The following is a 14,719-nucleotide window of genomic DNA, read 5'->3' on the forward strand; positions in this document are numbered from 1 at the left end:
ATAAAAAAATGATGTCAACACAATTGCCAACAAATGAATATGCTCCTTTTTATGCTCCTTATGTAAAAGCTTTGGGAGACGTAAATTTAATAGAAGAATTAGAAATTTCATTGCATGATTTTATCCGTTTTGTTCAAAATATCCCAATGGATAAATTTAATTATAGATATGCAGAAGGGAAGTGGGATATCAAAGAAATTATTCAGCATGTAATCGATACCGAGCGTATTTTTGCGTATCGTGCCTTGCGTATTTCCCGAAATGACCAAACGCCTTTACCAGGATTTGATGAAAATGATTATGTAAATAATACTGAAGCTGGCAATAGAGGTATTCAAGATTTGCTAACTGAATTATCAGCTGTGCGACATTCCAATTTGTTTCTTTTTAAAAGTTTATCTGAAGAACAATTAAAGAGAATTGGAACTGCTTCGAATGCAGCTGTATCGGTTCGTGCAATCGGTTTTATTATGATTGGGCATCAAAAACACCATCAAAAGATTTTTCAGGAAAGGTATTTATAATTTACTGAAAACCGGTTGACCAGATTTTTAGCTTGTTGTCAAATGACATAGTATTTGCAGGACTAGTAGAAGGCATCACATAATACGTGATGCCTTTTATTTGTCCAAATTTCTTCAGAAAGTATTTATGGCTTTCCTTTCCGTTAAAAACAATTTTCGAAATTCCGGGGAATTCTTTGAATAATGTTTCAAAATCATTTTCTTTTTGATTTTTGATATGGATGTCCAAACTTCCTTTTCTTTCGCAATTTTCTAAAACATCCCAAAGCCCAATATTGTTTGCTTGGAGTAATTGTATCTTTTCTTCGAAGATTTCAGATATTGGTAAATTATCCAGCAGCGTGTACATTATTTTCCAGAAATGATTTCTTTTGTGTGCATAATATTCCTGTTTTTCCAATGAAGCAATTCCTGGCATTGTACCTAAAATTAAAATTTTGGTTTGAGAATTTACAAAAGGAGGAAATGAATTAATCATATTAAAATTTTAAATTACTGCATTTTCTTTTTCTAATATTGCCAATGCCAATCGGATTTTTCCGTAATCTATTTTTTCTTCAAAATAATCAAAATAGGGCTTCAAGGCATTTGGTGATTCCAGTATTATTTGTGCTTCGGCAATTTGCGAAACTTCTTCTTTTGAGATAAATGATTCTAAATCTATGTCCGCTCCGTCAACATACAGTTTCGCTAAATGGGACATAATCGTACTTAATCCTAATTTTCTTTTTTCTGCAATTTCCTCAACAGTCAATCCATTTTTAAAAAGATCCAATGTTTCTTTGTAGGTTGTGGCTTCTTTTTTCTTTTTACTACCTTTTGCTTTTTGGAAATCTTGAATAACTTTTATAAAAGCATCGCCATATTTTTCCAGTTTTGCTTTACCAACACCATCAATTGCGAGTAATTCGGTATCACTCATCGGTCTTTCGGTTTCCATTTGGCGCAAAGCCGCATCACTGAAAATTACATAAGCTGGAACGGACTCTTCTTTAGAAATTTCGTAACGCAATTTTCTCAAGGTTTCAAAAAGTGAATTTGCTACTGATTTGCTTTTTGTTTCTTTGATTTCTTGCTTCTCGATATTGATTTTCTGAACCGTCGTCAGTTGTACTTTTTCGCCTTCAAACAATACTTTTTTAGCTAAAGAAGTAAGTCGAATTTTATTTTGCTTATGAAAAGCAATCTCACAGTACCCAAGATTTATCAATTGTATCAAATATTGATTCCAGTCATACCACGAAAGATCTGCACCAACACCATACGTTTTTAGGTTTTGGTATTCTTTTTCATAGATGTAAGCATTTTTAGAACCGCGTAAAAAGTCAATAATTACAGGCAGTGGTTCGGTTTCCTGTAACCGAATAATTGCCGATAATGCTTTTTGAGCAATTATGGTTCCATCGAAAAAAAGCGGCGGATTTTTACAGATATCACAATTTCCACAATTTTGTGTAACGAGTTCGCCAAAATAGGAGAGCAATATTTTTCTGCGACAACTTAATGCATCGGCATATTGTTTCATTCGCTCCAGTTTTGCAAGTTGTACCTCGGCGTTCAAACCTTGAGAAGCAAATTTTTGCAATTGAATCACATCACCATAACTTTCGAACAATACGGTTTCTGATGGCAAACCATCGCGACCGGCACGACCAATTTCCTGATAATAACCTTCAATGTTTTTCGGCAAATTATAGTGAATCACCCAGCGAACATTTGATTTGTCAATTCCCATCCCAAAAGCAATGGTTGCACATACTACTTTGCAATCATCATTGATAAATTCATCTTGTGTTTTCGAGCGAATTTTATTGTCTAAACCGGCGTGATAAGCCTTAGCACTAATGCCAATTTTTTGTAATTTTTCAGCCAGTTCTTCGGTTGTTTTTCTGCTCAAGCAATATACAATCCCGGATTCGTTTGGTTTTTCTTGGATGAAATCTATTATTTGTTTGACTCTGTCCAAAGCGGGACGAACCTCTAAACTTAAATTTTTTCGATCAAAAGATGCTACAAATAGTTTTGGATTTTTCAGATTTAATTGTTCACTAATATCCTTACGTGTAGCTTTATCGGCAGTGGCAGTTAAAGCTAAGATTGGAGTAGAAGGGAAGCGGTTTTTTAAATATCCAAGATTTGTATATGCTGGTCGGAAGTCATGTCCCCAAGATGAAATGCAATGCGCTTCATCAATAGCGATAAGACTTATGGTCAAACTATTGAAAATATTGTCCAGAAAAGATAAGCTTTCCGGAGCAATGTAAACGAGCTTAATAGTGTTTGATTTTAAACTTTCTAGATAAAATTGACGTTCGTCTTCGGTTTGACTGCTGTTGATAAAACAGGCTTCAATTCCGTTTGCTTTCAATCCATCGACCTGATCTTTCATCAAAGCAATCAGCGGGGAAATTACGATTGTAATTCCGGGAAAAAGTAATGCTGGTAATTGAAAACAAATTGATTTTCCTCCACCTGTTGGCATAATTGCCAATGTGTCTTGCCCAGAGAGAACACAGTTTATTATTTCCTCTTGGTTGGGTCTGAATTTTTCAAAACCAAAGTTTTCTTTGAGTTTGGCATATAAAATTTGATGAGTCATTTTGGCGTATATTTAGAAGTCTAAAGTTATAAAAAAAGGAACTCGTGAATGAGTTCCTTTTTATAAATTTATTAAAACGGGATTAATTAATCCTCATCTTCGTCATCATCTTCATCTGAAAAATCTTTTTCATCAGCATCTTCGTCATCCTCATCATCTCCTGAATCAGAATCTGGTTTGTCGATAGCATCGTCTTCATCGTCGTCGTCAATATCATCATCTAAATCAAGACCTTTGATAGGTTCAACAACTTCATCGATAAGGATTTCATCATCTTCATCATAATTTTCAATTCTATCCGCAAGTTTAGTGCTCACTTTTACTAAATAAATAGTGTCTTCAGTTCTTACTTCAACTGCTTCAACCAATTCATTTTTAGCGTTTCTAAAACTAATAATGTTTGAATCATCATAACCATCTGGAAATTTATCCACCAATAGGTTTAAAATTTCATTGGTAAGTTTTGCGTAATCAACAATTACTCTTTTCATAAAAATATTCTATAAGTCTAATAAATAAGCGAAAATTAAAGGCGCTACAATGGTAGCATCGGACTCAATAATAAACTTAGGAGTTTTAATGTCTAATTTACCCCAAGTAATTTTTTCATTTGGTACCGCTCCAGAATACGAACCATAACTGGTTGTTGAATCTGAAATCTGACAGAAATAACTCCAGAAAGGAATGTCATGCATTTCCATATCTTGGTACAACATTGGCACCACACATATTGGAAAATCTCCAGCAATACCACCACCAATTTGGAAGAAACCTACACCGTTGGTACTGTTTTTCGGATACCAGTCTGATAAGAAAACCATATATTCGATACCGGATTTCATTGTAGAAGCTTTCAAATCTCCTTTAATTACGTACGATGCAAATATATTTCCCATTGTACTGTCTTCCCATCCCGGTACAATAATAGGTAAATTTTTCTCAGCAGCTGCATACATCCAACTGTCTTTTAAGTCAATTTCATAATATTCTTCAAGAACACCTGAAAGTAACATTTTGTACATAAATTCATGCGGAAAATATCTTTCGCCTTTGTCATCTGCATCTTTCCATATTTTGTAAATATGTTTTTGTAAGCGACGGAAAGCTTCATGTTCCGGAATACAAGTATCTGTTACACGATTTAAACCTCTTTCCAATAAATCCCATTCGTCTTGCGGAGTCAAATCACGATAATTTGGAACTCTTTCGTAATGAGAATGAGCAACTAAATTCATGATATCTTCTTCTAGATTTGCTCCAGTACACGAAATGATATGCACTTTGTCCTGACGAATAATTTCAGAAAATATTTTTCCAATCTCGGCAGTACTCATAGCGCCAGCCATGCTCACCATCATTTTTGCACCATTGGCTAATTGTTCTTCATATGCCTTAGCTGCGTCAACTAAAGATGCAGAATTGAAATGCAAATAATGCTTTTCTATAAACTGACTGATTGGTCCTTTGCTCATTTTTTAAAATTTAAATACTTAAAAATCAAAACGTTAAAATTATAATCTCAAATTTAACGAATTTTTATATTGAATAATTGAATCGTTGGTAATTTATTTTTTGTCGTAACCTAATATTTTTAAAACGTCTTCAGAGGTTTGTTGCTCTGAAAAAACCTCAGTGGCCAAAATACCATTTTCGTCTCTGTCTATCAAAATATGTTTAGGTTGCGGAATCAAGCAGTGGTGTAAACCACCGTATCCACCAATGGTTTCCTGATAAGCACCCGTGTTGAAAAATCCGATGTACAATGGTTTCTCTTTGTTGTATTTTGGCAAATAAATAGCATTCATGTTTTGCTCGGAATTGTAATAATCATCGCTGTCGCATGTCATTCCTCCTAATAAAACCCGCTCGTAAGTATCGTTCCAGCGATTGACCGCTAACATGATAAAACGTTTGTTGATTGCCCATGTATCCGGCAAAGTCGTAATGAAAGACGAATCAATCATATTCCACTTTTCTCTGTCATTTTGCTGTTTTTGATATAAAATCTGATAGATTGCTCCACCACTTTCTCCTACAGTATAAGAACCAAATTCAGTAAAGATATTAGGAACATCAACTTCGGCTTCATCACAAGCTATTTTGATCTGATTGATGATTTCGTCAATCATGTATTGATAATCGTATTCAAATGCCAATGAGTTTTTTATTGGAAATCCGCCACCAATATTTAATCCGTCAAGAGAAGGACATTCTTTTTTCAATGCCACGTAAACCTTAATACATTTTACTAATTCATTCCAGTAGTAGGCATTGTCATTGATACCTGTATTGATAAAAAAGTGCAACATTTTCAGTTCCAATTTTTTATTTTCCTTAATTTCTCTCTTATAAAATGGAACAATATTTTTGTATCCAATTCCTAATCTAGAAGTGTAAAACTCAAATTTAGGTTCCTCTTCAGCCGCAATACGAATTCCAATTTTGAATTTATTTTTTATTTGTCCCTGAAGTAAATCAAGTTCTTCAAAATTATCAATGATTGGAATGGTGTTTTTATGACCATTATTAATTAGTCGCGCAATATTATCGATGTATTGATCTCTTTTGAAACCATTACAAATCACGTAGGTACTTTTGTTAATTTTACCGTTTGCCAAAAGATTTTCTACAATATTAATATCAAAAGCAGATGACGTTTCAATATGAATATTATTTTTGAACGCTTCGTTCATAATGTATTCAAAATGAGAACTTTTAGTGCAATAACAATAATAATATTTTGCCTCATATTTATTTTTTTCCATCGACTTACGAAACCAGCTTTTGGCTTTGTTGATGTTATTGGAAATTTGAGGTAAGTAAGTGAATTTTAATGGCGTACCATATTGCTCTACCAGTTTCATTAAATCGATATTGTGAAACTGAAGATTATCTTTGTTTAATGTAAATTCTTCTTGGGGAAAATAGTAGGTTTGATTGATTAAATCAGAATATTTTGTATTCATTAGATGTCATAATTATAGATTAGAATATTGCAAAAATAAAGTAACCTATAATTCAAACCCGAATATTTGCATATACGATCTGAAGCTTCTCGTGGTCTGCTTTTAAGTTTTGGAAAACATCAAAACTAAAGTTTCCTTTGATAGAATAAAACCTCTTCAATATTCTTAGAAAAGACATATTGTTTCTGGTTTTACTGGATCTATAATTTGGCTTGTTTTGACTTTTTTTCATCGGTGCAAATGTAAAAAATATTATATACGCAATGCAATGCTTTTTATAAAAAATAATTAAGATTTATAATCCTCAAAAGCCCTAAGAATTAATTCATTTTCAACCGATTGATTGATTTTTATTTTTCCGATACCTTCAATTAATGCAAACTGAATGTTTCCGTACTCATTTTTTTTGTCGTGAATCAGTAATTCCAAGATTGGTTCAATATCATTTTCTTCAAAAAGGATGTCGTCATATACAGCCTTTATGCAGGATTTTATCTCAGAATATTCTTCTTTATTGATAAGTTTTTTATCCAATGAAATAAAACTTTCTAATATCATCCCAGCAGCGATTGCTTCACCGTGCAGTAAAGTAGTCTTATTTTCATTTTCCAAAAAATAACTTTCAATGGCGTGACCCAAGGTGTGACCAAAATTCAATGCTTTTCGGATATTTTTCTCCGTAGGATCTTGAAGTACAATTTCATTTTTTATTTCAACCGAACGGTAAATTAACGAATCAAAATCAGCAAAATCTATAGATTTTAAATCTAAAAATTGCTCCCAATATTCTTTATCATAGATCAAACCGTGTTTCAGCATTTCGGCGAGACCGGAACGCATTTCGTTTTGCGGCACCGTTTCAAGATATTGGGTGTCAATAAGCACCATTATTGGAACATTTATAACACCAATTTGGTTTTTTAAATTCCCTAAATCGACCCCGTTTTTGCCTCCCACAGAAGCATCAACCATTGATAGTAGCGTAGTAGGAATATGAATAAAATCAACTCCACGCTTGAATGTTGAAGCTACAAAACCACCTAAATCAGTAACAACACCGCCACCAAGATTAATCACTAGGCTTTTTCTGTCGGCACCAAGTTCTGTGAGTACATTCCAAATTTGGACGCAAGTTTCAATGTTTTTATTTTCTTCACCAGCATCAAATTCAATGATTTCAATACTAAGTTCAGTTTCGAGAAAAGGAAGAAATTTTGGAATGCAATACTCATTTGTATTACTGTCTACAATAATAAATAGATTAGAGTATTTATTTTCTTTTAAATGAAGGTTTAATGCTTCGTATCCTTTTTCGTTGAAATGAATCGGATAACTATTGGCTTGAATTGATTGCATCTTTTTGGATTAAATGAAACCGCAAAATAAGGCATTTTTTGCTAAATAATATTGAAAACTCTGTCTATATTTGTACAAAAATTTAACAAATAATGGAAAAAATATTCAATAATACGCAAGTTGCCTTTTCCTTAAAAAGTGATACGGAACTTGATAGAGCTTATTTTCTTTTCAAAATGATTGCTAATCAGCCACTAGTTCGTATAGGAACTGCGGTTACAAATTTTGCCCTCAAAGCAAATCTTCCTGTTGAAGGTTTGATTCGCGCTACAGTTTTTGACCATTTTTGTGGAGGTGTAAATGAAGTGGATTGTCTTTCTGTAGTTGATAAAATGTACACTAAAGGCGTTTCATCTGTTTTGGATTATTCTGTAGAAGGAAAAGAAGAGGAAGATCAGTTTGATGCTGCACTTGAGATGACTTTAAAAACAATCGAATTTGCCAAAGAACGTCAAGCGATTCCTTTTGCTGTTTTTAAACCAACCGGTTTTGGTCGTTTTGAATTGTATGAGAAATTGGGAGAAAAACAAACATTAACTGCTGAAGAACAAGCAGAATGGAATAGAGTAGTTGAGCGTTTTAATTTGGTTTGCAAAGATGCGCATTCTAAAAATGTTGCCCTTTTGATCGATGGTGAAGAAAGTTGGATGCAAGATGCAGCGGATGATTTAGTTACCGAAATGATGCGTAAATACAATAAAGAAAAAGCAATTGTTTTCAATACGTTGCAAATGTATCGTTGGGATCGTTTGGATTACTTGAAAAAATTACATGAACAAGCCAAAAATGAAGGATTCTACATTGGAATGAAATTGGTTCGTGGTGCATACATGGAAAAAGAAATTGTTCGCGCTAACGAGAAGGGATATTCATCACCAATATGCGCTTCAAAAGAAGATACAGATGAAAATTATGATGCTGCGGTTCTTTACATGATTGAGCATTTAGAAACAATGTCAATTTTTGCAGGAACACATAACGAATCCAGCACCTATACTTTAATGGAATTGATGCAGCAAAAAGGGATTAAAACTAACGATGAAAGAATCTGGTTTGGTCAGTTGTACGGGATGAGCGACAATATCAGCTACAATCTAGCTGCTAATGGGTATAATGTAGCAAAATATTTGCCTTTTGGTCCAGTTAAAGATGTGATGCCATATTTGATTCGTCGTGCTGAAGAAAATACTTCAGTAGCGGGGCAAACCAGCCGTGAATTAGAGATGATAAAAGCAGAACGTAACCGAAGAAAAGGTAAATAGAAGAATTTCAGTTTTTTTAATATTCAGATGTATTAAAATCTATAAAAAAAAACTCCATTCAATAAGCTGAATGGAGTTTTTTTATGTCAAAATGAACAATAAAATTTAAGAATTGCTGAATTGTAAATTACTTAAATTTTTGTAAATACCATTTTTTAAAGCTATTAATTCTTGATGTGTTCCTTGTTCTGTAATTTTTCCTTTATCCAAAACTAAAATTTGATCTGCACTACGAATTGTTGAAAGACGGTGTGCAATTATGATACTTGTTCTTCCTTGCATCAGAATTTCTAACGCTTCCTGAACCAGTTTTTCACTTTCACTATCTAATGATGAAGTGGCTTCATCCAGAATCAAAATACTTGGGTTTTTCAATAATGCTCTGGCAATTGCAATACGTTGTCTTTGTCCTCCGGAAAGTTTAATTCCTCTTTCGCCCACAATTGTTTCAAATTTTTCTGGGAAACTTTCGATAAAATTATAAGCATTAGCTTGTTTTGAAGCGGTAAGAATTTCTTCTTCGGTAGCATTTGGTTTTCCATAAGCAATATTTTCTCTGATTGTTCCTCCAAATAATATCACATCTTGCGGTACAATACTCATGTTTCCACGAAGACTTTCTAAATCAAAATCATAAATATTTTTTCCGTCAACTAATATTTCTCCTTCATCAATATTATAAAAACGTAATAATAGGGAAGCAATAGTTGATTTTCCGGTTCCACTAGGACCTACAATGGCTATTTTTTGACCAAAATTAGCCTTAAAACTAACGTCTTTTAATACTTTGATTTCTTTTCTCGAATGGTAACTGAACGCTACATTCTTGAAGGTAACGTTTCCTTTTATTTTTTCAATTGTAGCAAGATCACGAACCGAATTAATTTTTTCAGGAGTTTCGTCCAATAATTCAAAAACTCTTTCTGTTGCGCCAATTGCTTTTTGGATTTGGGCATAAAGTTCTGCGATTCCTCCAAAAGAAGCACCTACAAATGTGGAGTACAATACGAAAGAAATTAATTGTCCCACACTCATTTCGCCGCTTATACTCAATCGAACGCCGTACCAAACTACGGCAACAATAGCTCCAAAAAGACAGAATATAATAAATGAAGCGAAGTAACCTCGGTACTTTCCACCTTTGATAGCAATCTTAACGACTTCCTTTATTTTTCCGTTGTAACGGGCAATTTCGTACCACTCATTGGCGAAAGCCTTTACAATACTGATGCCTTGCATGGTTTCTTCAACAACTACTTGACTTTCGGCAACTTTATCCTGAACATTTTTTGAATATTTCCTAATAAACCGCCCAAAAATAACAGCAGCAACTGCCACAAGCGGAACTACAGATAACATCAATAATGTCAGTTTGATACTTTCGTTTGCCAATAAAAGGACGCCACCAATAATTAGAATAAATTGTCTTAGGAATTCGGCTATAGTTGATGTTAAAGTATCTTGTATTTGGGTTATGTCAGAACTGATTCGGCTATTTAATTCTCCAACACGTTTTTGGGAAAAGAAAGACATTGGTAGTTTCACCAAATTACTATAAAGCGATACTCTAAGATTGGCTAAGGTATTTTCAGTGAAATTCACAAATAAATACAATCTGAAAAATGAAAAAATCGATTGAAGAAATAAGATTACAATTAAACCTCCCGCAATCATGTTTGCCTGAGAGTTGTCTTTATTTTTTACACAATCGATAAGCATTCCCATTAATTTAGGAAAGGCAAGAGCAGTAGCTCCTGTAAATAATAAAAAAATTAAACCTACATAAAATTTCCAGCGGTGATTTCCTGCATATTGAAATATTACAGTTGCTTTTTGGAGTGAAGTTGCAGTAATTTTTGATTTTGGTAAATCGTTTTCTTTGAACCTGGCCATTATCTTTTGTTTATAGCGCAAATGTAAGACTATAACGAATCAATACAAAAAAATACTGGAGTTTCATGCTTAACATAAAGAGCTATAATAGAGCATGAAAGCAAATAGAGTCAATATTTTATTGATAATTTTTACTATTTTGCTTGCAGATACGAATTCTAGCTGTATATTTGCATTCGCAATAAGGAAATGAAAATATCTAAATTGTACTAGGGCGATTAGCTCAGCTGGTTCAGAGCACCTCGTTTACACCGAGGGGGTCGGGGGTTCGAACCCCTCATCGCCCACTGTGAGGGATTACCGAAAGGTTTTCCCTCTTTTTTTTGTATATAAGACATCCCTTTTCCTCCATTTTACTGGCATTATGAGAAAATATATCTAAAATTGTAGGTGTTCGATATATACCCTCTTGGTAGTATAAGTTACCATTGAACACCATGTTTACAAACTCACGCTTTTGTAAAGTATCTGACCTCGTGTAGGCATGTTTAATATCACCCAATATATCCAGATTACGGTCTAAAATCTTGAAGGCCTTTCCTTGATTTGGGCTAAGCCTTTCTATTGCTGCCTTAAGGGTCAATATATGGTCACTGTAGGTTGAATACCATCTTTCGTAGGTATCCTTGTTTATCTCGTCCCTAAACCATTTTTCTTCTACTGCATTTAATAGCTGCAGTATTTCCTCCAGCTCATGTTTTTTGTCTGCTACTTTTTTCTTGTTTGCCTTTACTTCCTGTTCAATTGAGGCGTAACTGCCATCTCTTATCTCTTTAATCTTCCTTTCGGGAACGCTCATGAGATCGCAGACGTTTAAAAATTGCTCATGTGCTTTGATAGCACTAATGTTGTTATGCTTTGAATGCTTGCATTTATAATAGTAGAAGTATTTTCCAGATTTACCACGAGAAGGCGCACCAGTAAGCGGAGTTCCACAATGGCATTTTACAACGCCCCGTAGCGGTATTTCATCATCGATAACTACCTTTACTTTATCAACTTTCTTCATTTTAGACTGCACCATTGTCCACGTTGTCTTATCAACTATTGGCTCATGAATGGCTGGAAAAAGACCTCCCGGCAGATCTTTGAACGGCTCAACCCTTACAAGCCCTGCATAAACAGGATTTGCAAGCACACGATCAATAGCCATGTTGCCTTTCCTGTCAAAACCTGATTGATAAGCTATTTCTTTGATTTTATATAACGGCACATCACGCAGATACATATCATAGATTGTTTTGACAATTTTAGCTTCTATCTCATTTACTTCAAGGTGGCGCTGTTTTCCTTCTCCAACCTTGCTGTAGCCGAAAGGTTTTTCTCTAGTCAGGAAACGACCTTCTTTTGCACGGGCTGTATAGAGTCCGCCACGCACTTTTATACTCCTGTTGATATTGTCTTCTTCAGCTAACAACAATTGTAAGCCTGCTCGGAAAAAGCTTCCCGGTGTATCATAATCAAAAACGATCCCTTCGGTCACGCTAATAATCTGAATACTGTATTTTTTTTGGAATTGTTTGACCAAACTCATAGCTTCACCAGCATCCCTGCTAAAGCGGTCAAGCTGGTCTACAAGAAGGTAGTCCACCGATTTATAATGCTTGGCAATGAATGCCTGTAATTTTATAAAATCTGGACGGTCAAAAGTCTTGGCACTTTTACCTCTGTCAATGAACGAATCCACCAACTGTATATTATTATATTGCAGGTATTGATCGGTATACAATTCCTGTCTTTCAATCGAGCCATTACTTTGCCCTAATTGACTAAATCTTAAATATCTAATCGCCCTCTTCATATAATTCTTTCAATGTTAATGACACAATAATTTCAATCATTAAATTTACGAATTTTTGTTCTTGTTCCCGCTCTATATCTTCATAATTTTTTGAGATATATTCTTCTACATCAGTCTGTTTGATAAATTTCTGTTTCATTTTTGTACCTCCTTTTACTTTTGGTAAAACAATAATTTTTAATCTGCATATGAATTTAATACCATAGATGGCTTAAGAGTCAATACAGTCTCATCGAGGAACTCTTTGGCTGCATTAGTCTCAAAGCAATATTAGGAACTGTTATAAAAAAAAACAAAGACAATCCCTCCTTATTGTCGGGACAGTCTTTGTTTTTAAAAAGAGTTGGTACAGCCAATTTGATGAATCACTCCTTTGTCGTGAATCAACAAAAAGGCTGGCGATTAAAATTGATAGTAGGCACTATCTTTTTTTGCGTCTGGCTTTCTTTTTCATTTGGTTGGCAAATAATACTTCATCATAGTCTTCTACTTTTCCATTGGATAACAACCCTCCAAAGACTTCAATAAGGCTGCTTTCTTCGGGGCTATTGGACAGATCTTCCTTGGCCAAAAAGCCAAACAGATTGTTTGGTTCTTTGCTATTTTCATCTATAGTGGCATTGTTCTTTGCAGCACCATTTCCCTGTATAGGCTGCTCCATTTTATTGCCATTATTCCACCATTCATTGAAAACGTTAGCCGAAAGGTTTTTACCTAATTGCGAACCATTCCACACGGATTTTGTACTATGGTCAATAAACGTTATTCCATAAACTCTGCCTTGCGTATTTCGTCTTACAACGGTATTAATACCTCGTTCCAACAACCGTTTTTTGAATTCTTTTTCATTCGATGCCGTCTGCAAGCACATCTCAATGGTTGTCTTAAGCAAAGCTTTGGATGGCTCATTTTTCAACAATTCTTTGGACTGGGCATAGTGTTGTTGAAGCTGAAAATATCCTGCCTGTTTACCGAACAGCGAAGCCTTAAAGGGATTGCTTGCTTTTTCTCCCTTTTCATTTATTGCAAAATATACCAGTCCTTGTTTTGGGATTCCATTAAATTCACCCTTGACTTCTTCAGCGGTAATATTGAAAAGGGAAAGCAAGGCATTGTAGGTGCCGAAACCCTCAAATTTGTAATACTTTGGCAAATGACGGATTACCGAAGCCAGCTGGCTCTTTATGTCCCCAGCCTTATAATCAACGGGTTTGAAAATCTGATTTTGTGGATTTTGCTTTTTCTCGATAGCCGATATCAAGCAGAATTGTTTTTCCAATTCCCGACAGACATTCATCGAATGTCTTTTTTCAAATTTATCCGATATTTTCCTGCCATTTTCATCCACACAAACTGATACGATATGAATATGGGTCCGCTCAATATCTGTATGCTTGAATACCACAAAAGGGTGTTCAGCGTAACCCATTTTCTGCATATACTTTTGCGCCAGCTTTTCAAATTGTTCATCACTTACTTTATCCTTCGGATCAGGATTGAGAGAGATATGTAATATTGGTTTTTCAGTCTTTCGATTGGCCAGCAGGTACGGTTCAAAAGAACGCAACAGTTGACTGGTGGCAAAACTGCCATCGGGGGTTTGAATTATCTTATTGGTATACAAAATCTGTCCATTATCTTTTTCCACTTTAAGCTGATTGTATCCCAAAGCACCATACAGATTGCTGCCTCTTCCGATTTTCGCTATCATTTTTTCAGGTATTTTGCTTCAAATTCTTGGGTTAGTAGAATGATTTTTTGGCACAATACCGCCATTTCTGCTGTCTGTTTTTCCAATTTATAGAGATAGGCTGCGGCTTTCTTTTCGGAAAAATTCCGGTACAGTATTTTTACCACTTGGTTATAATTGGTTCCTACAGCCCTGAACTGTCCGAATAGGGTGGTCAGGCGCATATAGTAATCCATGGTTGCCTTGTCAACCATTACGGTCGTAATTCCTTTTTGGAAAACACATGCCGTAATAAAATGGGCCATTACATCCATGCGTGAAGCATCATAGAGAGAAAGGAATCGTGCATTTTCCTCAGCACTAAGGCTTATAGAATAGCGGTGAACGGCGGGATCTTTCTTGGGATGCCTGCCTCCTTTATGCGGGGTGGTTTTGCCGTTGTCTTCCATAACCATTTTTACTGGTTTCGTCTAAAGAATTTTAAAACCAATATACTTTATCATTAGTAATGACTTCTGGATATTGCAGAATTTGGAAGCATTTGGCTTATTATTTCCGCATGTGGATTTTCGCTTTTAGGACAACCTCCGTCAAATAAAGCCACGACAGGTCAGTATGCAAGAGTACC

General features: G+C 34.8%; 13 protein-coding genes and 1 tRNA gene. 3 read left to right on the forward strand and 11 right to left on the reverse strand.

Features of this window, described 5'->3' with window-relative positions:
* Positions 1-8 precede the first annotated feature (8 nt).
* The gene (locus IWX80_RS14440) at positions 9-524 is read left to right on the forward strand and encodes a DinB family protein (protein ID WP_196854062.1); all 516 of its coding nucleotides are present in this window, start codon (positions 9-11) and stop codon (positions 522-524) included.
* Position 525: 1 nt separating this feature from the next.
* On the opposite strand, the gene IWX80_RS14445 is transcribed toward IWX80_RS14440, so the two are convergent.
* The 6 genes from IWX80_RS14445 to aroB all read right to left on the reverse strand — a co-directional run bounded on the left by IWX80_RS14445 (position 526) and on the right by aroB (position 7,445).
* On the reverse strand, positions 526-1,002 hold the full coding sequence (locus IWX80_RS14445) for a DNA-deoxyinosine glycosylase (protein WP_196854063.1): 477 nt from the start codon (positions 1,000-1,002) through the stop codon (positions 526-528).
* A gap of 9 nt (positions 1,003-1,011) precedes the next feature.
* Positions 1,012-3,123 (reverse strand): DNA helicase RecQ, encoded by a 2,112-nt coding sequence (recQ, locus tag IWX80_RS14450; RefSeq protein ID WP_196854064.1) that lies wholly within the window; start codon positions 3,121-3,123, stop codon positions 1,012-1,014.
* Positions 3,124-3,209: 86 nt separating this feature from the next.
* Positions 3,210-3,614, reverse strand: coding sequence for a DNA primase (locus tag IWX80_RS14455; protein WP_121365460.1), 405 nt, complete (start codon positions 3,612-3,614; stop codon positions 3,210-3,212).
* A gap of 9 nt (positions 3,615-3,623) precedes the next feature.
* Complete coding sequence (locus IWX80_RS14460) at positions 3,624-4,595, reverse strand: deoxyhypusine synthase family protein (RefSeq protein ID WP_073353127.1); 972 nt, start codon at positions 4,593-4,595, stop codon at positions 3,624-3,626.
* A gap of 93 nt (positions 4,596-4,688) precedes the next feature.
* Positions 4,689-6,089 (reverse strand): arginine decarboxylase, encoded by a 1,401-nt coding sequence (locus tag IWX80_RS14465; RefSeq protein ID WP_196854065.1) that lies wholly within the window; start codon positions 6,087-6,089, stop codon positions 4,689-4,691.
* Positions 6,090-6,377: 288 nt separating this feature from the next.
* The gene (gene aroB / locus IWX80_RS14470; protein WP_196854066.1) at positions 6,378-7,445 is read right to left on the reverse strand and encodes a 3-dehydroquinate synthase; all 1,068 of its coding nucleotides are present in this window, start codon (positions 7,443-7,445) and stop codon (positions 6,378-6,380) included.
* Between the two features lie 92 nt (positions 7,446-7,537).
* Here aroB and IWX80_RS14475 point away from each other — a divergent pair, with 92 nt between their 5' ends.
* On the forward strand, positions 7,538-8,707 hold the full coding sequence (locus IWX80_RS14475; RefSeq protein ID WP_196854067.1) for a proline dehydrogenase family protein: 1,170 nt from the start codon (positions 7,538-7,540) through the stop codon (positions 8,705-8,707).
* 105 nt (positions 8,708-8,812) lie between these two features.
* On the opposite strand, the gene IWX80_RS14480 is transcribed toward IWX80_RS14475, so the two are convergent.
* On the reverse strand, positions 8,813-10,600 hold the full coding sequence (locus IWX80_RS14480) for an ABC transporter ATP-binding protein (protein WP_196854068.1): 1,788 nt from the start codon (positions 10,598-10,600) through the stop codon (positions 8,813-8,815).
* 212 nt (positions 10,601-10,812) lie between these two features.
* Between IWX80_RS14480 and IWX80_RS14485 the strand changes: the two genes are divergently transcribed.
* A tRNA-Val gene (locus IWX80_RS14485) sits at positions 10,813-10,887 on the forward strand.
* Here the strand turns inward: IWX80_RS14485 and IWX80_RS14490 are convergent.
* From IWX80_RS14490 to mobA, 4 genes are all read right to left on the reverse strand, one after another.
* Complete coding sequence (locus IWX80_RS14490; protein WP_131910835.1) at positions 10,878-12,401, reverse strand: recombinase family protein; 1,524 nt, start codon at positions 12,399-12,401, stop codon at positions 10,878-10,880. The two genes, IWX80_RS14485 and IWX80_RS14490, sit on opposite strands and share 10 nt — an antisense overlap.
* Positions 12,385-12,540 carry a hypothetical protein gene (locus tag IWX80_RS14495; protein ID WP_196854069.1) on the reverse strand — a complete coding sequence of 52 codons (156 nt, stop codon included), beginning with the start codon at positions 12,538-12,540 and terminating at the stop codon, positions 12,385-12,387. Before IWX80_RS14495 ends, IWX80_RS14490 begins: the two co-directional genes overlap by 17 nt.
* 282 nt (positions 12,541-12,822) lie before the next feature.
* Entirely contained in the window at positions 12,823-14,112 is a 1,290-nt protein-coding gene (gene mobB, locus IWX80_RS14500; RefSeq protein WP_196854070.1) for a conjugal transfer protein MobB, read from the reverse strand.
* Entirely contained in the window at positions 14,109-14,540 is a 432-nt protein-coding gene (mobA, locus tag IWX80_RS14505) for a conjugal transfer protein MobA (protein ID WP_196854071.1), read from the reverse strand. The genes mobB and mobA overlap by 4 nt, the downstream gene beginning before the upstream one ends.
* Between the last annotated feature and the right edge of the window lie 179 nt (positions 14,541-14,719).

It is taken from the genome of Flavobacterium sp. CAN_S2, assembly GCF_015752255.1.
Classification (GTDB): Bacteria; Bacteroidota; Bacteroidia; order Flavobacteriales; family Flavobacteriaceae; genus Flavobacterium.